This is a genomic window from Ruegeria sp. BG8 (genome assembly GCF_056538325.1).
The window spans coordinates 55256-71972 of sequence record NZ_JBQFSZ010000009.1; the positions used below are offsets into that span (position 1 = coordinate 55256).

Annotated in this window: 26 protein-coding genes; 16 read left to right on the forward strand and 10 right to left on the reverse strand. The window is 57.6% G+C overall.

Translation table 11 applies throughout. The features are described from left to right. The first annotated feature begins 105 nt into the window (after positions 1 to 105). Positions 106 to 780 carry a hypothetical protein gene (locus ACR0DG_RS16480; RefSeq protein ID WP_480707225.1) on the forward strand — a complete coding sequence of 225 codons (675 nt, stop codon included), beginning with the start codon at positions 106 to 108 and terminating at the stop codon, positions 778 to 780. A gap of 60 nt (positions 781 to 840) precedes the next feature. Here ACR0DG_RS16480 and ACR0DG_RS16485 read toward each other — a convergent pair whose 3' ends face one another. From ACR0DG_RS16485 to ACR0DG_RS16505, 5 genes are all read right to left on the reverse strand, one after another. Then, entirely contained in the window at positions 841 to 1401 is a 561-nt protein-coding gene (locus tag ACR0DG_RS16485; protein ID WP_480698631.1) for a F0F1 ATP synthase subunit B, read from the reverse strand. 5 nt (positions 1402 to 1406) lie between these two features. After that, positions 1407 to 1958, reverse strand: coding sequence for a F0F1 ATP synthase subunit B' (locus ACR0DG_RS16490; protein WP_171364534.1), 552 nt, complete (start codon positions 1956 to 1958; stop codon positions 1407 to 1409). Between the two features lie 86 nt (positions 1959 to 2044). Then, positions 2045 to 2269 carry a F0F1 ATP synthase subunit C gene (locus ACR0DG_RS16495; protein ID WP_005981269.1) on the reverse strand — a complete coding sequence of 75 codons (225 nt, stop codon included), beginning with the start codon at positions 2267 to 2269 and terminating at the stop codon, positions 2045 to 2047. A gap of 69 nt (positions 2270 to 2338) precedes the next feature. After that, a complete protein-coding gene (locus tag ACR0DG_RS16500; RefSeq protein WP_480698633.1) occupies positions 2339 to 3097 on the reverse strand; it encodes a F0F1 ATP synthase subunit A in 759 nt (252 codons plus the stop codon). Positions 3098 to 3099: 2 nt separating this feature from the next. Further along, positions 3100 to 3432: an AtpZ/AtpI family protein gene (locus ACR0DG_RS16505; RefSeq protein WP_480698635.1), complete on the reverse strand. Its 333-nt coding sequence runs from the start codon at positions 3430 to 3432 to the stop codon at positions 3100 to 3102. A 231-nt stretch (positions 3433 to 3663) separates the two neighbouring features. Here ACR0DG_RS16505 and ACR0DG_RS16510 point away from each other — a divergent pair, with 231 nt between their 5' ends. Beyond that, positions 3664 to 3996 (forward strand): ArsR/SmtB family transcription factor, encoded by a 333-nt coding sequence (locus ACR0DG_RS16510; RefSeq protein ID WP_480698902.1) that lies wholly within the window; start codon positions 3664 to 3666, stop codon positions 3994 to 3996. Positions 3997 to 4000: 4 nt separating this feature from the next. Here the strand turns inward: ACR0DG_RS16510 and ACR0DG_RS16515 are convergent, their stop codons facing one another. The 3 genes from ACR0DG_RS16515 to ACR0DG_RS16525 form a co-directional block, all read right to left on the reverse strand. Next, a complete protein-coding gene (locus tag ACR0DG_RS16515) occupies positions 4001 to 4414 on the reverse strand; it encodes a universal stress protein (protein WP_480698637.1) in 414 nt (137 codons plus the stop codon). Between the two features lie 77 nt (positions 4415 to 4491). After that, positions 4492 to 5388, reverse strand: a complete 897-nt coding sequence (locus ACR0DG_RS16520) for a DMT family transporter (protein ID WP_480698639.1) — start codon at positions 5386 to 5388, stop codon at positions 4492 to 4494. Then, positions 5385 to 6263, reverse strand: a complete 879-nt coding sequence (locus ACR0DG_RS16525) for a LysR family transcriptional regulator (RefSeq protein WP_480698641.1) — start codon at positions 6261 to 6263, stop codon at positions 5385 to 5387. The genes ACR0DG_RS16520 and ACR0DG_RS16525 overlap by 4 nt, the downstream gene beginning before the upstream one ends. Positions 6264 to 6383: 120 nt before the next feature. Here ACR0DG_RS16525 and ACR0DG_RS16530 point away from each other — a divergent pair, with 120 nt between their 5' ends. Both ACR0DG_RS16530 and ACR0DG_RS16535 read left to right on the forward strand, forming a co-directional pair. Beyond that, a complete protein-coding gene (locus ACR0DG_RS16530; protein WP_480698642.1) occupies positions 6384 to 6965 on the forward strand; it encodes an FMN-dependent NADH-azoreductase in 582 nt (193 codons plus the stop codon). A 66-nt stretch (positions 6966 to 7031) separates the two neighbouring features. After that, positions 7032 to 7772 (forward strand): aspartate/glutamate racemase family protein, encoded by a 741-nt coding sequence (locus ACR0DG_RS16535; protein ID WP_480698644.1) that lies wholly within the window; start codon positions 7032 to 7034, stop codon positions 7770 to 7772. Here the strand turns inward: ACR0DG_RS16535 and ACR0DG_RS16540 are convergent, their stop codons facing one another. Continuing rightward, positions 7773 to 8303, reverse strand: coding sequence for a prolyl-tRNA synthetase associated domain-containing protein (locus ACR0DG_RS16540; protein WP_480698646.1), 531 nt, complete (start codon positions 8301 to 8303; stop codon positions 7773 to 7775). It lies immediately after the preceding gene. Positions 8304 to 8391: 88 nt separating this feature from the next. Here ACR0DG_RS16540 and ACR0DG_RS16545 point away from each other — a divergent pair, with 88 nt between their 5' ends. From ACR0DG_RS16545 to trmD, 10 genes are all read left to right on the forward strand, one after another. Next, positions 8392 to 8910, forward strand: a complete 519-nt coding sequence (locus tag ACR0DG_RS16545; RefSeq protein WP_480698648.1) for a hypothetical protein — start codon at positions 8392 to 8394, stop codon at positions 8908 to 8910. 161 nt (positions 8911 to 9071) lie between these two features. Beyond that, complete coding sequence (gene ffh, locus ACR0DG_RS16550) at positions 9072 to 10577, forward strand: signal recognition particle protein (protein WP_480698650.1); 1506 nt, start codon at positions 9072 to 9074, stop codon at positions 10575 to 10577. Beyond that, a complete protein-coding gene (locus tag ACR0DG_RS16555) occupies positions 10574 to 11128 on the forward strand; it encodes a GNAT family N-acetyltransferase (RefSeq protein ID WP_480698651.1) in 555 nt (184 codons plus the stop codon). Before ffh ends, ACR0DG_RS16555 begins: the two co-directional genes overlap by 4 nt. Beyond that, positions 11125 to 11421, forward strand: coding sequence for a chorismate mutase (locus ACR0DG_RS16560; protein ID WP_480698653.1), 297 nt, complete (start codon positions 11125 to 11127; stop codon positions 11419 to 11421). Before ACR0DG_RS16555 ends, ACR0DG_RS16560 begins: the two co-directional genes overlap by 4 nt. Positions 11422 to 11491: 70 nt before the next feature. Beyond that, complete coding sequence (rpsP, locus tag ACR0DG_RS16565) at positions 11492 to 11881, forward strand: 30S ribosomal protein S16 (protein ID WP_480698654.1); 390 nt, start codon at positions 11492 to 11494, stop codon at positions 11879 to 11881. 12 nt (positions 11882 to 11893) lie between these two features. Next, the gene (bluB, locus tag ACR0DG_RS16570; RefSeq protein WP_480698656.1) at positions 11894 to 12529 is read left to right on the forward strand and encodes a 5,6-dimethylbenzimidazole synthase; all 636 of its coding nucleotides are present in this window, start codon (positions 11894 to 11896) and stop codon (positions 12527 to 12529) included. 2 nt (positions 12530 to 12531) lie between these two features. Beyond that, positions 12532 to 12681, forward strand: a complete 150-nt coding sequence (locus ACR0DG_RS16575) for a hypothetical protein (RefSeq protein WP_480698658.1) — start codon at positions 12532 to 12534, stop codon at positions 12679 to 12681. Then, positions 12674 to 13177 (forward strand): ribosome maturation factor RimM, encoded by a 504-nt coding sequence (gene rimM / locus ACR0DG_RS16580; protein ID WP_480698660.1) that lies wholly within the window; start codon positions 12674 to 12676, stop codon positions 13175 to 13177. The genes ACR0DG_RS16575 and rimM overlap by 8 nt, the downstream gene beginning before the upstream one ends. Beyond that, positions 13177 to 13992 carry a hypothetical protein gene (locus ACR0DG_RS16585; RefSeq protein WP_480698662.1) on the forward strand — a complete coding sequence of 272 codons (816 nt, stop codon included), beginning with the start codon at positions 13177 to 13179 and terminating at the stop codon, positions 13990 to 13992. Before rimM ends, ACR0DG_RS16585 begins: the two co-directional genes overlap by 1 nt. Beyond that, positions 13989 to 14786, forward strand: a complete 798-nt coding sequence (gene trmD, locus ACR0DG_RS16590; RefSeq protein ID WP_480698664.1) for a tRNA (guanosine(37)-N1)-methyltransferase TrmD — start codon at positions 13989 to 13991, stop codon at positions 14784 to 14786. The genes ACR0DG_RS16585 and trmD overlap by 4 nt, the downstream gene beginning before the upstream one ends. Here the strand turns inward: trmD and ACR0DG_RS16595 are convergent. Then, complete coding sequence (locus ACR0DG_RS16595; protein ID WP_480698665.1) at positions 14783 to 15580, reverse strand: glycoside hydrolase family 25 protein; 798 nt, start codon at positions 15578 to 15580, stop codon at positions 14783 to 14785. The genes trmD and ACR0DG_RS16595 overlap by 4 nt on opposite strands. A gap of 382 nt (positions 15581 to 15962) precedes the next feature. Between ACR0DG_RS16595 and rplS the strand changes: the two genes are divergently transcribed. Next, the gene (rplS, locus tag ACR0DG_RS16600; protein ID WP_170328369.1) at positions 15963 to 16346 is read left to right on the forward strand and encodes a 50S ribosomal protein L19; all 384 of its coding nucleotides are present in this window, start codon (positions 15963 to 15965) and stop codon (positions 16344 to 16346) included. 11 nt (positions 16347 to 16357) lie between these two features. Next, the gene (gene rpmE, locus ACR0DG_RS16605; RefSeq protein ID WP_170428949.1) at positions 16358 to 16579 is read left to right on the forward strand and encodes a 50S ribosomal protein L31; all 222 of its coding nucleotides are present in this window, start codon (positions 16358 to 16360) and stop codon (positions 16577 to 16579) included. Positions 16580 to 16717 lie beyond the last annotated feature (138 nt).

Genomic DNA, 16717 nt, shown 5'->3' on the forward strand with positions numbered 1-16717 from the left:
CAGATACCTGACGGGAACTGGACATTGGGTGGAGTTGGCAGTTACTCGTCCCATGGCGAGCGACAACGCGCTGGTCACTAAAGTTGGACTAATAACGGTATCGCAATGCGTAATCTCTTCCCCAGCTTCAGAACACAGACTGGTCCATGCATAGTCGTCGCCAGCAATGGGCGATCCGGTAGCACACTAATGTTCGATGCGTTGCGAACCGCCAATAAAAAGCGCTACTGGCCCCGCAAATCCAAATCAGCATTTGAGAAACGCCTTGCCGTCGCTGAACTGGCACCGGGGACAATTGTAAAAACGCACGACTTCCCGACGGCACTCAAAGACAAATCAAATGTGAAAACCTTGTTTTGTTTTGGGTCTTCGAAAGACTCTGCGCTTTCAGTCTATTCTGCATTGGACAGGTTCGGGCGGGATTGGGTGAATGAGCATTTTGGGCACCTGAGTGCCACTGGCCCTATCGAAGATCTGTTTCAGCGCGATGTTCTCAACCAAGCCGAACAGGTTCGGCAGTGGGCGACATTCGAAGATGCACCAGTCTTATGCCTGAATTACGAAGCCATTTGGAGCGCGCAGCCCATCGTCGAGGACTTCTTGGACCTCAAATTCACCCTACCTGAACGCGTTGATCGTGCGCGCAAATCTATACCCGAAGACATCCTTGCAAAGGCGTCCCAAGTCTACGACCCAATTGACGCCGTGCTTGATAAACTACCCAGCGTTTTTGAAGCCTCAAGCGACTACTCGGACATCTTTGCTGAACTGCCACGTTAGAGGGATGCAAAACAAAAAACCCGGCTCGGCGGCCGGGTTTCTCGTAAGAATTTTCGCAACTTAGTGCAGTTTCTCACCCACATCCGCGATGGATGCGTCGATGAGTTTATTGGCCTGAGTGGCCGTCATCTGCTTGGCTAGGACCGAATTGGCAGCCGACACAGCAACCGAGATCGCCTGGTCGCGCACTTCTTTGACAGCCGAGGCTTCAGCCGACGCGATCTGATCCTGTGCAGCGGCCAAACGGCGTGCAATGGATTTCTCCAAATCGACTTTGGCTTGTTCTGCTGCCATTGCCGCGTCTTCTTTGGCAGCCGCCACGATGGCGTCCGCCTGCCCTTGCACTTCGCGCTGTTTGCGCTCGTACGAGGCCAGCAGGCCGCGCGCTTCTTCGTGCAGAGCGCGGGCTTCGTCCAGTTCCGACTGGATGCCTGCTGCGCGGTTGTCCAATGCGCCACCGATCATGCCGGGGACCTTGAAGTAGAACAGGACCGCGATGAAGACGATAAAGCCCAAAAGGACCACAAAGTCTGTGTTGCCAAGAGAGAAGAACGGGCCGCTTGCGGCCAGCGCGGGGCTGGCAACGCCGAGGGTCAGGATAAGGGCAATAGTATTCCGCATGTCACTTATCCTTTCATCTGCGCGTCAATTGCACTGTCGATGGCTTTGGCATCCGCCTCGCCGCCCAGCGCGGTGACCAGTTCAGCCGCCGTATCCTTGGCAACCACTTGAATGCTTTCCAGCGCACCGGCACGGATGTCGGCAATTGCCTTCTCCGATTCAGCCGCCTTTGCAGCGATTTCTGCGTCCGCCTTGGCAATCGCGTCATCCAGACCAGACTGGATTTCAGCACGTGCTTCGGCAGCGATACGCTGCGCTTCGGCACGGGCATCGGCCAGCGCCTTGTTATAGGCCTCTTCGGCCTCGACCGCCTTGGCCTTCAGATCTTCGGCCGCAGCCAGGTCATTTGTAATGGTCCCCTGACGTTCAGCCAGGATTGCCGCGATGCGGGGCAGAGCCACGCGAGACAGGACCAGAAAGATGACGACCAGCGTAATGACCAGCCAGAAAATCTGGTTGGGGAACCAATCGAAGCAGAGCTGAGGCATCCCGATGGCAGAGCCATGCGAGTCGACACAGGTACCTGCTACTTCTTTGGCTAGGGGTTCAGTCGCCATGATGTCCTCCGTCGGAACGTTGTCTTTACAACAGGTGGGCCGCTATGGCTTGGGCCCACCTGCGCGTAAGGATCAGGTTCCGCAGATTAGACGGCGAACATCAGCAGCAGCGAGACCAGGAATGCGAAGATGCCCAGCGCTTCTGCGAATGCGATACCGATGAAGAGGGTTGCGGTCTGCGAAGCAGCCGCCGAAGGGTTGCGCAGGGCGCCGGCCAGGAAGTTGCCTGCAACGTTGCCCACCCCGATTGCGGCTGCGCCTGAACCGATTGCTGCCAGGCCTGCGCCGATGTGTGCGAGATCGCCTTCCATGATGTATCTCCTTACGAATTGGAAGTTTCGATGTTGGGTTATCGTTCCTGTGTCGGGTGCAAGACCCAATCAGTGATGCGGATGCAGAGCGTCCTTGAGGTAAACACAGGTCAGAATGGTGAATACGTAGGCCTGGATAAAGGCCACCAGGACCTCAAGACCATACATTGCGGTGATCGCCAGAACCGACACGGGCGAGATCACGGCAACTGCGGCAAAACCCGCGAAAACCTTGATCACAGCGTGTCCGGCCATGACGTTACCGGCGAGACGAATAGAGTGGCTGACCGGGCGCACGAAGTACGAGATCAGCTCGATAATCGCCAGAATAGGCCGCAGTGCCAGCGGGGCGCTGGACACCCAGAACAGGCTCAGGAAACCCGCGCCGTTTTTGACGAAGCCCAACACAGTCACGGTCAGGAACACTGCCAGAGCCAACGGAATGGTCACGGCGAAATGCGATGTGGTGGTGAACGACGTCGGGATCAGCCCCAGGAAGTTCGCGGTAACGATGAACATGAACAGCGTCATGACGTAAGGGAAGTACTTAACGCCTTCCTTACCACAGATGTCTTCGAGCATCTTGTAGATGAACCCGTATGCCAGTTCTGCAACGGATTGCATCCGGCTTGGAACGATTGCGCGCTTGGAAGTCGGCAGAACCAGCAGCGCTGCAACGGCCAGTACCGCAAAGAACAGCCACAGTGTCACGTTTGTGATGGTAAACATGCCCACTGCACCGTCGCCGAACAAAGGTTTGACGATGAACTGGTCCATCGGGTGGAATACCAGGCTGCTGCCTTCTGCTGCGGTGGTCTCAGTTGCCACGTTCAGTCCCTCTCGTCCTTCTCGGCAGCCGTCGCTGCCGCTTGTTTCTCTTGAACCTCTTTCGCGCTGCGGAGCATAACCTTCACGCCCGCGACAAGGCCCAGCAATGTGAACAGCACCAGAAAGATCGGGATCGTCCCGAGCAGGCTGTCCAGCCCGTATCCGATGCCAAATCCGATCCCCAGACCGGATACCATTTCGATGACCATCCTCCAGGCAAGCTCGCCGCCGGATATGTCAGCATCTGCGCGGGCTTGGGGCTCTTTGGCCTTTTTCGCCGCTTCGATCTTGGCCTCCAGCTGCGCCATACGCTGCTTTTGGTCGTCATCGGTCACGGGCGTTTTCCTCGCACAGTCTTGGGGTAGGTGCTAAGCGTCAGGCCTGACAGAGTCAACGGTCTAGGACGCCCGAATTGCCGCATGTCAAATCATTGTTTTTAATGAGAAATATCATGAAATCGAAAAGACCCACCTACAGGGTGGGCGCGCCAATTACCTGAACTGCACTGAATCCCGATATTCAACCAAATGGTTGACCAAACTGAACCGCTGTGGTTCAGCGGTGACATGTCCAACGATCTCGACACTGTCTTCGCGGCACTCGCCGATCCCACGCGCCGCGCCATCCTGGCGATGCTGCTCGAGGATGATATGGCTGTAACAGACGTAGCCGATCCGTTCGAGATGTCGCTAGCGGCGATCTCGAAACATCTGGTGATCCTGACCAGGGCCGGATTGATTTCTCAGGAAAAGCGCGGGCGGGTGAAATGGTGCAAGCTGGAACCAGACGCCCTGCGGGCCGCGTCGGTGTGGATGCAGGGCTTTGGGCAGTTCGAACCCGTCAACCTGGACGCGTTCGAACGGTTTTTGGAAACCGAACTGCCCGAAAACCCTGACTAAGCGGTCAGCGGACCACGAACACTGACATGCTGGCATGCCTTGCCAGATACCCGGCGTGACTTGAAAAGATGTAATCCATGATCCGTGGGGCATGGGTACCGACCACAACTAGGTCTGCGCCGATCTCTTCCGCAGCACGGGTCAGATCACCGTCTACTTCTGCCCCTACATCGACTGAATGGATGTTGCGGAACGCGACCTCGCTACCGCTGGTCTCAGCCAACTCGTCAGCGAAGGCCTTTAGTTCTGTGCTAAATTCTTCATGTGTCTGAACCGGATCGGTGCCTTGAATCCCGGTCACGCTGACGACCGTAATTTTAGCCCCTTGCCACTTGGCGATCTCGGCAGCCACATCTGCGGCTTTGCGCACTTCGGGTGGCAAGTGCAGATCGACGGGAAACATGATGTGTTTGTACATGGTGAGTTCCTCCTCACCTTCAGGCATATCGAAACTCGAATATGTCTACATTGATCTGCCTCAAGACTGTTAGAACCCTAGCCTTTCTGGCCCTGCCCTTCGGGTCGCAACAGCATCAGCAGGGCGACGCAGGTCAGCAGAACGCCCACCAGAACCAAAGCAACCGGTGCCCCGTTTCCAAGCGCGATTTCCCACAGGATAACCCAGCTGGGCACAAGGTAAGTGTAAGCCATCACCTTGGCAGATGGCAGGCGCAGCGCAGAATATTGCACCAGAACAAAGCTGGCAGCGGTCGCAAAAATGGAAAGGTAAAACAGCCCGATCCAAACAATCATAGGCAAGTTGGCCCAATCCGTGTTCCAAATGTCGGACCACGCATAAAGCGTCAAAAGCAAACACCCGGCAACCATAGTGCCAAAGCTGAAAACGACGGCAGGCTCTCCTCGGTTCAGCTTGCGTACCATTGGCGTGTACACGGCATGTGCAACGCAGCCCCAGAAATAGATGATTTCACCGGTGTCGATCTGGAAAGCCGTGAATGCTTGCCAATCAGCCCGGAAAATAACCCACAAAGCCCCAACTGCCCCAATCGCCAAAGCCGCCGCCATGCGCGAAGTCGTGACTTGCCGCAACAAAACCCACCCGGCGATTGCCGACAGAACCGGCGTCAGAGTAAACACGGCCGCCGCGCTTACAGGAGGGGCGGTTTTCAGACCGTGAAACATCAAAACAAAATAGGCCCCGAACAGGCCACCCAGAACAAGGTAGCGCCACGGTGCTTGCGCTGCGCTGCGGGGCACACCCGTCGTTATCATTGCCGCAACACCGATGACGATCGCGGCGATAGCGAACCGCGCAGCCGTCACCGCCTCAGGGGAAATTTCGTTGGCAATCAGAGACCCTAAGGAAAAGCTGCCTGCGACGAGGGCCGAAAAAGCCAGCATCGCCGCGTGGCCGCGGGCTTCGGGGCTCATGGAAGCCAGCCTTTGGCCTGTTCTTTCAGATATGTCAGAAACGCTTGCACCTTTGTGGTTCGATGAAGGTCCACATGGGTGACCAGCCAAAGGTTGCCGAACCATTCGGGCATCGGGTCAATCACCTCGACAAGGTTGTCATCCCGAGCAGCTTCCCAGCGCGCCATAAACCCGATTCCCGCGCCCGAAAGAACGGCCTCACTGATGCAGAAGTTATTGGTGCAGCGGAAGGTGATCCTGTCTGCCGGAACGGTCTGGCGCAACCAGCGTGAAAACGGCGCACGGCTGTTTTCGTCATCGGTGCTCACGAAGAAATGGTTGGGAAAATCCTCAATTCCGGAGGGCTTACCGTGCCGTTCAATATACCCGGCACTGGCATAAAGACCGACCTCTTGCGTGATGAATGGCTGCACCACATTGTCCGGCTGATCCGGAGCGGAACCCGCGCGGATCGCCACATGTGCCTCACCATATTCAAGCCGGAACAGGCGATCACCCGTCAAATAGCGCACGATCAACTCAGGATGCAGGCGTTGAAACTCGCTCAGGACTGGAACGACCAGCGGGGCCAGCGACGACAAGGACGTTACGACCAGCTCGCCCGAGACATCGTCGCCACGTCCCTTCATACGCCCGACAAGCTGGTTAAACTGATCCTCGGTGGCCTGTGCCACGCGCAAAAGATCCTCACCCGCTTCGGTTGGGGTGTACCCGCGGGCATGCCGCTGGAACAGCTTGACCCCCAAACGCGCCTCGATCGCATCAATATGGCGAATAACAGTTGCGTGGTGGACGCCCAACACATCCGCCGCACCACTTACAGTGCCCATTCGCGCAACCTGATAGGCTGTTCTGACTTCGTCCCAATTATCCATTGCATCATTTCCATTGTGCAAATTTTAACACTAGCTGTTGGCTTATCAGAGTTTTGTTCGTCAGCGCAACTTTCATATTGAGGCAAGACGCAAATTCAAACCTTCAAAGGACGCAAACAGATGACCAACACCATTCTGCATATCGACGCCTCGGCCCGCCGCGAAGGCTCCGCCACCCGTGACCTGTCAGACCGCATCGTCAAGCACCTGGGCGCCGAACGTATCATCCGCCGCGATCTGGCTTCTCCCCTGCCCTTGCTGACCGAAGATTGGATCAACGCCAATTTCACCCCCGCAGACCAACGGGACGATGTGCAGCGTGGCCATCTGTCTTTGTCGGACACGCTTGTGGATGAGCTGCAGAAAGCCGACATGATCGTAATTGGCCTGCCCATCTACAATTTTTCTGTCCCGGCAGCATTCAAGGCCTGGATTGATCTTGTGGCCCGTGCCGGACTGACTTTCTCGTATACAGAAGACGGTCCAAAAGGCCTGTTGGAAGGCAAGCGGGCCGTTCTGGCCATCGCATCAGGCGGGACAGCCGTTGGTTCCGAAATCGATTTCGCAACCAACTATGCCAAACACGTTTTGGGTTTTATCGGAATCCACAAAGTTGAAGTCATCGCAGCCGACCAAATGGCCCTTGATGCGCCTGGAACGTTGGCCAAAGCGCAAAATGCCGTCTCAGAACTTGCTGCCTGATTGACCTGCGCCCTCGGAAACGTTCAGTCTGCATGTTAGACAACTTAGGCAGGCTGGACGTTTCCAATGAAAAAGATCGGCATTCTGGGCGGTGTAGGCTGGGCCTCGACCGTAGATTACTATCGGGCGATTGCCGAGGGTTCAGGTCGCCATTTTGCACAGCTTGGACACAGCTCGCCCTTACCGGTCCCACCGATAACGATTGAATCTGTGACACAGGCCAAAACCCGTGCATTGCGCGGCGTCGCTGGCGACGAGGAAAGCTGGGCCGCGTTCGACGATGTGTTCCGCCAGGCTTTATTAACGCTAGAGCGCGCGGGCTGCGATTTCGGCATCATCGCATCGAACACCCCTCATGCGCGGCTGCATGCGATCCGCATTGGTGTCACAATGCCCGTTCTTAGTATTTTCGACGCCACCGCGGCGGTGACTGCATCGACCGGGACTTCTACCGCTCTGGTTTTGGGCACGACCGTTACGATGGAGGCCAATCACTACGCCAACACCCTTGCCGACTTGGGTGTCAAAGCAAATGCACGCCTTCCAGACTCGGACATTGCCGAGATGCAGGCGATGATCGATACAGATTTCTACGGCGGCGCGTCCACCTCGGCCCATGCACGGTTGCTGGATTTTTGCAATCGGCACGCAGAGCCGGGAACAGCCATTCTTTTGGCCTGCACCGAATTACCATTGGCGTTTCCCAAGCATCTCGACGACCCCGTGTTCGAAGCCGACGGCCATCTGTTCATAAACCCGTCTGCCGCGCACGTGGCCGCTGCGTTGAAAGAGGCGCTTGAGGAATGATCAGGGAAGCCAGTTTACTGCAGCACCGATCCGCTCAAAATATGCCATAAAATCGTCGCGAGACATCGCCACAGTCCGGTCATTCACCAGTGGATGCATATAGATGACATCAGCGTGCTGAGCTTGCGCATCCATAAAGAACTGAACCCCCTTATCGACCCCGTTGACCATCGCAAGCGGACTGACCGCACCGGGTCGGATGCCCAGATTCTGCAATAGACGATCAGCAGACCCAAAAGACAGGTTCCCTGCGCCCAACTCAGCGGCAAGAACCTTAAGGTCGATTTCCCGGCTCTGCTCCAGCGTCACCAGATAATTTCGCTTTTTCTTGTCTCGCAAATAGAGGTTCTTGAGCCGCAGCGCGTTTTCACCCGGCACCATGAACTGGTCTTCAACCCCTTTGGCATCTTCGACTGTGCGCAGCGGGATATGGGTATGCAAACGGTAGGCCAGCCCCCAGTCGTCCAGCTGAGCCAACAATGCATCCGAGCTGAGCGGCAAACTATCCTGAAAAGCCGATGATGCGTCCATAAGGTCCTCCTGTTTGTCGCGCTCATCGCGTAACCGACAGGTAAATTCAAGTCACGACAGGTTTTGTATTCAGTGTTAGCGTGCCAGCATGAAAGTTACGCGCAATACGCCAAATCAACTGATCCTGTCCAATACACCCTGGCTTATCGGTTTTATGTTGATCGTCTTCATTCTTGCATTTGTGGCGGCTGGCCTTTTTCTGGCCAGCGAAGGTGGCGAAGGGATCCTGTTCGGTCTCGTCTTTGCCTTGTTCGGTGGCGGCATGGGTTTTGCTGCATTTTGCGTCTTTGTACGACGCGTTCAGGTCATATTGGACCGGCGCGACAATAGCATTCTGATCCGCCGCCAATCGGTCTTTGGCTATGACACTGTCGAGCATATCCTCTCGAACCTTTCACACGCCGAGGTCGAAACGACGACGTCGCGCAACGATAACGGCTCGACCGACGTGCACAGGCCTGTTTTGGTGCTGGATAAAGGCATGAGCGCCGGACGCCACCCGATTGTGAGCGCCTATGTCAGCGGGCACGGTGCACAACGATTGGTCGATGCGGTCAATAACTGGCTTCCAGCCCGCATGGTTGACTCTGACAATCAATCAGCCTAAAGCCCACGCAAACATCCGGAAGCGTATGACCTTCCGGTCCCTTGAGTCGTTCAGGGATCGCCCCCCACCAGCGAGTTTCGCCCGTGGGGGCGTTTGTGCATTTAACCGACGCATCCTATCTAGGAGGCGCCACCAGACAACCGGCTAAGGAGGCCGAAGGCATGTTTGAAAATCTATCCGAACGCCTTTCCGGCGTCTTTGACCGGCTGACAAAACAAGGCGCGCTGTCCGAGGAGGACGTGAAAACCGCCTTGCGCGAAGTCCGGGTTGCGCTGCTTGAGGCCGACGTCTCGCTGCCCGTGGCGCGCGAATTCGTCAAGAAGGTGCAGGAACAGGCGACCGGTCAGGCCGTCACCAAGTCGATCACCCCCGGCCAGCAGGTCGTCAAGATCGTGCATGACGCGCTGGTCGATACGCTGCGCGGCGAAGAAGACCCCGGCAAGCTGAAGATCGACAACCCGCCCGCGCCGATCCTGATGGTCGGCCTTCAGGGCTCGGGTAAGACGACCACCACCGGTAAGCTGGCGAAACGCCTCAAAGAGAAAGAGGGCAAAAAGGTCCTGATGGCCTCGCTCGACGTCTATCGCCCGGCGGCGATGGATCAGTTGGCCGTTCTGGGCACGCAGGTGGGCGTGGACACGCTGCCGATCGTGCCCGGCCAGAAACCCGTCGACATCGCCAAACGCGCCAAGCAGCAGGCGACGCTGGGTGGCTATGACGTCTATATGCTCGACACCGCGGGTCGTCTGCATATCGACGAAGTCCTGATGGACGAGGTCGAGCAGGTGCGCAACGCGGTCGACCCGCGCGAGACCCTGCTGGTGGTTGACGGCCTGACCGGTCAGGTCGCCGTTGAGGTCGCCGAGGAATTCGACGCCAAAGTCGGCATTTCTGGCGTCGTCCTGACCCGGATGGACGGTGACGGACGCGGCGGTGCGGCGCTGTCGATGCGCGCAGTAACCGGCAAGCCGATCCGTTTCGTCGGTCTGGGCGAAAAGATGGACGCGCTCGAAACCTTCGAGCCGGACCGGATCGCCGGTCGTATTCTGGGCATGGGCGACATCGTTGCTCTGGTCGAAAAGGCCCAGGAAACGATGGAGATGGAACAGACCGAGCGCATGATGAAGCGCATGGTCAAGGGTCAGTTCAACATGAACGACCTGAAAATGCAGCTGGAGCAGATGATCCAGATGGGCGGCATGCAGGGCATGATGGGCATGATGCCGGGCATGGGCAAGATGGCCAAGCAGATGGATCAGGCCGGTCTGGACGACAAGATCCTGCGCCAGCAGATCGCGATGATCCAGTCCATGACCAAACGCGAACGCGCCAACCCGCAACTGCTGCAGGCCAGCCGTAAGAAACGGATCGCGGCGGGTTCGGGGATGGAGGTCAGCGACCTCAACAAGCTGCTCAAGATGCACCGGCAGATGTCGGACATGATGAAGAAAATGGGCAAGATGGGCAAAGGCAAGATGCTGAAACAGGCCATGAAGGGCATGTTCGGCAAAGGCGGCCCCTCGCCAGAGGACATGGCCGCAGGCATGGACCCCAAGGCGCTGGAACAGGCGGCCAAGGCCATGGGCAAGATGCCCGGTGGCATGCCCGGAATGGGCGGCGGAATGGCGCTGCCTCCGGGGCTCAGCGGGTTTGGGAAGAAAAAGTGAACCTGATTGCCGATCATATCCCGCGGATTGAGACCGAGCGCCTGATCCTGCGCTCGCCCTCCGAGGCTGATTTCGAAGCCGAGGCTGAGTTTTTTGCGTCGGACGCGGCGAAGTTTCTCGGTGGCCCCAAAAGCCCTGAAGAGACATGGCGCGTCCTTGCACAGCTTTTGGGCCATTGGTCGATGCGCGGCTATGGCTTCTGGGCGGTCGAGGAAAAGAACACCGGGACTTACGTGGGACATGTCGGCCTATGGTATCCGCACAGCTGGCCCGAACGCGAAGTCGGTTGGACCCTGATGAACCACGCCACCGGCAAAGGCTACGCAACCGAGGCCGCGCTGGCCGCACGCGCTCATGCCTATGACGTGCTGGGCTGGGACACGGCGATCTCGCTGATCGACCCTGACAATCACGCCAGCAAGGCCGTGGCCAACCGTCTGGGGGCTACGTTCGATTATCACTATGAACACCCGAAATTCGGCATCACCGAAATCTGGCGGCACCCCGCCCCGGCCGATCTGGTGAATGGCGGCATGGAGGCCTACGCATGACCGACCCCGTGACACAGGCAGCCGCGGTGCTGAAAGAGCATCGCGAAAGCATCGACCGGCTGGACGCGATCCTTGTCTATACGCTGGGCGAGCGGTTCAAGCACACGCAGGCCGTTGGCAAGCTCAAAGCCGAACACGACCTTCCCCCGTCCGATCCCACGCGCGAAGCCGCGCAGATCGCGCGGTTAGAAGACCTGGCGCAACAGGCCGATCTGGACCCTGATTTCGCCAAGGCTTTCCTGAACTTCATCATTCAGGAAGTCATCCGACATCACCGGAAACATCAAGAGTGACCCTCCGGTTCCACGAATACCAAGAATAACTGGGCATGTCCCAGTCACGCCATCCAAAGGAGATACCACAATGGCAATGAAAATTCGTCTCGCCCGCGGCGGCTCGAAAAAACGTCCCTTCTATCGCATCGTTGCGGCTGACAGCCGTATGCCGCGCGACGGCCGTTTCATCGAGAAACTGGGCACCTACAACCCGCTGCTGCCCAAAGACAGCGAAGAGCGCGTGAAAATGAACATGGAACGTGTTCAGTACTGGCTGGATCAGGGCGCTCAGCCCACCGACCGTATCGCACGTATGCTCGAAGCTGCCGGCACCCGTGACAAGGCCGAGCGTAACAACCCCAACAAGGGTACCCCGGGCAAGAAAGCTCAGGAGCGCGCGGAAGAGAAAGCGGCCAAGGCTGCTGAGGCGGCAGAAGCTGCTGCTGCACCGGCTGAAGAAGTGGCTGCTGAAGAATAAGCAGGCAAGCGCGTGCGGGATCAGACTTTCACCGACGATTTTCGTACGCAGTTTGACCTGTTGCTGCGGCTCCGGCGCGATGTGCGTCGGTTCCGCACCGACGCGATTGACGAGGCAGTGCTGACGCGCTGCCTCGATGCGTTTCGTCTTGCCCCATCTGTCGGGCTAAGCGAACCCTGGCGCGTGATCCGTGTCCAGAGCGAAGTCGCGCGTAACGCGGCGCTGAAGAATTTTCAAACCACCAATGCGCAAGCCCTCGAAGGCTATTCCGGCGAAAAGGCACAGCTTTACAGCCGCCTAAAACTCTCAGGCATGCAAGAAGCACCTGTGCAGCTTGCCGTGTTCTGCGATGATGCGACCGACAAGGGGCAAGGGCTTGGTGCTGGCACGATGCCTGAGATGCGGCGCTATTCCGTGGTTTCTGCCGTAACCCTGTTCTGGCTGGCACTACGGGCCGAAGGGTTGGGGCTGGGCTGGGTGTCCATTCTGGACCCGGACCAGATGGCTCGTGATCTGGCGGTGCCCGAAAACTGGAGGCTGATCGGCTATTTCTGCATCGGCATTCCCGAAACACTGTCGGATACACCGGAACTTGAGCAAGTCGGCTGGGAATGTCGCGACGATGCCTTACCGGTTGAGGTACGATAGACATGTTCGGACTGATACGGCTTCCCATCCTGCTGATGATCGCCTTTATTGTGGGCGTATTCTTCGAGCGCTCGAACCAACGCGAAGCGTGCGAGTTGCGCGGACAATGGCAGGACGGGCTTTGTGTGACAGTGGATGAACCAAATGAGTGATCTGATCTGCGTGGGTAGTATTGCAGGATCTTACGGCGTACGCGGTGAAGTGCGCCTGAAAAGCTATTGCGCCATCCCCGAAGATATCGAAGCTTATTCGCCCCTGACCGATGAGGCGGGTGCCGAACGTTACCCTCTGGTCCTGACCCGCACGATCAAAAACGGATTTGCCGCGCGGTTGGGCGGCGTCGAAACCAAAGAAGAAGCAGACGCCCTGAAAGGCCTGCGCCTTTTTGCACGCCGCGACCAGTTGCCTTCCTTACCGGATGACGAATTCTACCACACGGACCTGATAGGGCTTGAGGTCTATGATACGGGCGGAACCCTTTTGGGACAGGTTAAGTCTGTCCAAAACCACGGCGCGGCAGATTTGCTGGAGCTGCACGGTCCCGGCCTGAAATCTACCGTCCTTTTGCCCTTTACACTCGACGTGGTACCGACCGTCGACTTGGACAAAGGGCGTATTATCGCCGACCCTCCAGAAGGGCTGATCTGATGCGGCGCGTTCTGCTGCATCTGGGTTTACACAAAACAGGCACGACGGCAGCGCAGTCTTTTCTTTTCGAAAACCGCGCGTTGATCTGGCCCCATTTCGCGCTGGTCTTACCTTACCGCACCCGCAACTCGGGCCTGTCGCGCGCTGCCACGAACCATTCGGTTTACGGCACGGTTGGCTCTCTGTCCGAGTTTGGCAGTCAAATGCGCGCCTTTCTGGGTACCCTGGATTTCGGCGAAAAACGTGGATTGCTTGTCAGCGAGGAAAACTTTGCCGGACTGAGGCCCAGCCAAAACCTTGAACAAGGATATGCTGCGGCCCCGGATCTTGCAGCGTGCCTGGTCGACACGATCCGGCAGCATTTTTCAGGGCAAGAGATTGAGATCACGCTTTATCTGTCTTTGCGCCAGCGAGGTGGCTGGTTGCGCAGTTTATGGGCGCATGACTTGCAGCGGATGCGGCAAGTTCAGGATTTCGAAACCTTTCGCGAAAGTATAGAACACCTGCCTTCAATGCAGGCCACGGTCGAACTGATCCGAGAAAAACTGCCCACAGTTACAGTTATGACGGAATGGCTGGAGGACTTGCAGCTTCGGCGTTTCGGTCCCGGCGCTCCGTTTGCCGATTACCTTGCCTTGCCGCGCAACAAGGCCAAGCTGCTGGTTCCGCCGACCAAAGCCAACCCGCGACTGCCCGAGGATGTTTTGGCCGAATTGTTGGACCTGAACCGTTCTCGTCTGGACGAAGCTGCGCTAATCGAACAAAAGGCTGCCGTAGTGGAACGCGCCGAGCGGGCGCTGATTGGGACGCCATGACCGACAAGCCCTCGAAATCTCACGGACGCAAGGCAATCCGTCCAACATTGAAACCGCGCGAATTGCTGACGCCTACGCCGGATTTGCATGGAGTTTGGAAAGCCAAGATCATCACGCTTTTTCCGACAGCTTTTCCGGGGATGTTGGGCGAAAGCGTGACCGGCAAAGCCCTGCAGGACGGGTTGTGGCAGTTGGAAACTGTTGATTTGCGCCAGTTTGGCGTTGGCAAGCACCGTAATGTGGATGACACCCCGGCGGGCGGTGGCGCGGGCATGGTTCTGCGCGCGGACGTTTTGGGCGAAGCGATTGAACAGACGATGGCTGGCGTTCAAGGAAATTGGCCGCTGATCTATCTCAGCCCGCGTGGTCGCCGGATGGACCAGCAGATGATGCAAAACCTGGCGCGATGCGATGGAATGACCTTGCTGTGCGGCAGGTTCGAAGGCGTGGACGAACGTGTGTTAGAGCATTACGGCGTTCAGGAAGTCTCGTTGGGTGATTTCGTCATGACCGGGGGCGAGATCGCCGCACAGGCGCTGATTGATGCCACCGTGCGACTAATCCCCGGTGTCTTGGGCAATCAGGCCTCTGCCGAAGAAGAAAGCTTTTCATCGGGGCTGTTGGAACACCCACAATACACACGCCCGGCAGAATGGAAAGGGCGCCCCATCCCTGAAGTATTGATGTCGGGCCACCACGGCCGCATCGCAAAGTGGCGACACGAGACCTCGGAAGAGATCACCCGTGAGCGTAGGCCGGACCTTTGGGACAGGTATCAAAAGTCGCGCGACTAACCCTTTTTCCATCTGGCCCAGATTTCGGGCGGGCCGTTAAAGGTGTTAATGTCCACAGGCCCCTGCACACCGGGTACCAAGCCGGTGCCGGTATATTGCCAGAACCGCCAGATTGCCTTGGGGTATACATTGCGCGGATGCCCCGCCACCGATCTTAACCAAAACTCGGTCTTGGAGAGGCGGTTAATATCGGTGTCGCCATAGAAATCCACAGTGGTGTAGACAATCGGACGACGGCCATAATGGCGTTCCAGAATATCCAGAAAACGCTGCGCCTCGGCCCGCACGGTCGCGCCGTCCGGGCGCAGGGTGCAGGTCTTGGAATGGGGTGTCCACTCCATATCCAAAACATGCGGAAGGTCAGATCCCTTGGGAACGTTCTGAATAAACCACCGCGCCTGCTCGCGCGCGGGGCGACAGAAATAGTAATAGTGATATGCCCCCCAGGGCACGCCTGCGGCTTTGGCCCCGCTACTATGGTTCGCGAACATGGGGTCGGCAACGTCCCCGCCTTCGGTCGCTTTGATAAATACAAAGCTGACGCCCGATGCCTTGGCTTTTTGCCAATCTATCGGCCCCTGCCAACGAGACACATCCAGCCCGTGCACTGGGTAATGGCCAGGATGGCGACCGTCCCAGTCATGGGGGTCAGCATCGCCAAACTTCGGGAAAATCACCGACGGCGATGTCGTGTCCAGAAAAGCCTTGGCTTCGACCTGCTGCGGCGGAGGGCTGCCGCGACCACAAGAAACGGCTAAACAGGCCGCAAGGGTCAACATCAACGCGGTGCGCATGACATGTTCCTGCTCAAATGACTGCTCTTGTAATTGCCATCAGAATGCCCGATCACCCAAACAAGGCAACTGCGCAGTTCGCGAACGGCGGAAACCCACCGTTTTTCTGCCGAAACCAAGGCGATTTAGGCTTGATCCCTGCCTTCAAATTCCCTAAACGACCGCAATCCGGTGCCGCGTCCTGCGCGACTCCGGTGTTTTTGGTTGAACCATGTTGTGACGCCCCGCTTTCTTCGGCCAAGGCGCAGCACGGTGAACCGAGCAAAAGGAACATTCGATCTGACCTCTGGCGGGCTGCTTTGCAGGACCCGGTGAAGACCAAGAGCTCTCAGCCCGTGCCCAAACTTCGTGGACCAACCACGAGCATATAGGAGTAAATGCGATGGACCTGATCGCACAGCTTGAGGCGGAACAGATTGCCGCCCTGGGGAAAGACATCCCCGATTTCAAAGCCGGTGACACCATCCGTGTCGGCTTTAAAGTGACCGAAGGGTCGCGTACCCGTGTGCAGAACTACGAAGGCGTCTGCATCGCGCGCAAAGGTGGCAGCGGCATCGCCGGTTCGTTCACCGTCCGTAAGATTTCGTTTGGCGAGGGCGTGGAGCGTGTATTCCCGCTGCACTCGACCAACATCGACAGCATCACCGTTGTCCGTCGTGGCCGCGTTCGTCGCGCCAAACTGTACTACCTGCGCTCGCGCCGTGGTAAATCCGCGCGTATCGCAGAAGTCACCAACTACAAGCCCAAGGCTGGCGCCGAGGCGTAAGGAGCGGAAAGATGAAAAAAGACATCCATCCCGATTATCACGTCATCAACGTCAAAATGACCGATGGCACCGTGGTTCAGATGAAATCCACCTGGGGCGCCGAAGGCGACCAGCTGGCTCTGGAAATCGACCCCTCCTCGCACCCAGCGTGGACCGGTGGTTCGTCGCGCCTGATGGACGCCGGCGGCCGCGTGTCGAAGTTCAAGAAGAAATACGAAGGTCTGGGCTTCTAAGCCTGACCCCATTGAAATGCGAAAGGCCGCTCCGACCCGGGGCGGCCTTTTTTGTTGCTGCACGCCAAAACGTACCCCATCAGGGTTAGAAGTGTTAAGCTGTTTGAGACACTGCTTGGACCGGACGGAGAAATTGAG

Bases quoted from the DNA above. Each gene is read 5' to 3' on its own strand.
- ACR0DG_RS16480 (WP_480707225.1), top strand. From the start codon at position 106: ATGCGTAATCTCTTCCCCAGCTTCAGAACACAGACTGGTCCATGCATA.
- ACR0DG_RS16485 (WP_480698631.1), bottom strand. From the start codon at position 1,401: ATGCGGAATACTATTGCCCTTATCCTGACCCTCGGCGTTGCCAGCCCC.
- ACR0DG_RS16490 (WP_171364534.1), bottom strand. From the start codon at position 1,958: ATGGCGACTGAACCCCTAGCCAAAGAAGTAGCAGGTACCTGTGTCGAC.
- ACR0DG_RS16495 (WP_005981269.1), bottom strand. From the start codon at position 2,269: ATGGAAGGCGATCTCGCACACATCGGCGCAGGCCTGGCAGCAATCGGT.
- ACR0DG_RS16510 (WP_480698902.1), top strand. From the start codon at position 3,664: ATGTCCAACGATCTCGACACTGTCTTCGCGGCACTCGCCGATCCCACG.
- ACR0DG_RS16515 (WP_480698637.1), bottom strand. From the start codon at position 4,414: ATGTACAAACACATCATGTTTCCCGTCGATCTGCACTTGCCACCCGAA.
- ACR0DG_RS16520 (WP_480698639.1), bottom strand. From the start codon at position 5,388: ATGAGCCCCGAAGCCCGCGGCCACGCGGCGATGCTGGCTTTTTCGGCC.
- ACR0DG_RS16525 (WP_480698641.1), bottom strand. From the start codon at position 6,263: ATGGATAATTGGGACGAAGTCAGAACAGCCTATCAGGTTGCGCGAATG.
- ACR0DG_RS16530 (WP_480698642.1), top strand. From the start codon at position 6,384: ATGACCAACACCATTCTGCATATCGACGCCTCGGCCCGCCGCGAAGGC.
- ACR0DG_RS16535 (WP_480698644.1), top strand. From the start codon at position 7,032: ATGAAAAAGATCGGCATTCTGGGCGGTGTAGGCTGGGCCTCGACCGTA.
- ACR0DG_RS16540 (WP_480698646.1), bottom strand. From the start codon at position 8,303: ATGGACGCATCATCGGCTTTTCAGGATAGTTTGCCGCTCAGCTCGGAT.
- ACR0DG_RS16545 (WP_480698648.1), top strand. From the start codon at position 8,392: ATGAAAGTTACGCGCAATACGCCAAATCAACTGATCCTGTCCAATACA.
- ffh (WP_480698650.1), top strand. From the start codon at position 9,072: ATGTTTGAAAATCTATCCGAACGCCTTTCCGGCGTCTTTGACCGGCTG.
- ACR0DG_RS16560 (WP_480698653.1), top strand. From the start codon at position 11,125: ATGACCGACCCCGTGACACAGGCAGCCGCGGTGCTGAAAGAGCATCGC.
- rpsP (WP_480698654.1), top strand. From the start codon at position 11,492: ATGGCAATGAAAATTCGTCTCGCCCGCGGCGGCTCGAAAAAACGTCCC.
- ACR0DG_RS16575 (WP_480698658.1), top strand. From the start codon at position 12,532: ATGTTCGGACTGATACGGCTTCCCATCCTGCTGATGATCGCCTTTATT.
- rimM (WP_480698660.1), top strand. From the start codon at position 12,674: ATGAGTGATCTGATCTGCGTGGGTAGTATTGCAGGATCTTACGGCGTA.
- ACR0DG_RS16585 (WP_480698662.1), top strand. From the start codon at position 13,177: ATGCGGCGCGTTCTGCTGCATCTGGGTTTACACAAAACAGGCACGACG.
- trmD (WP_480698664.1), top strand. From the start codon at position 13,989: ATGACCGACAAGCCCTCGAAATCTCACGGACGCAAGGCAATCCGTCCA.
- ACR0DG_RS16595 (WP_480698665.1), bottom strand. From the start codon at position 15,580: ATGCGCACCGCGTTGATGTTGACCCTTGCGGCCTGTTTAGCCGTTTCT.
- rplS (WP_170328369.1), top strand. From the start codon at position 15,963: ATGGACCTGATCGCACAGCTTGAGGCGGAACAGATTGCCGCCCTGGGG.
- rpmE (WP_170428949.1), top strand. From the start codon at position 16,358: ATGAAAAAAGACATCCATCCCGATTATCACGTCATCAACGTCAAAATG.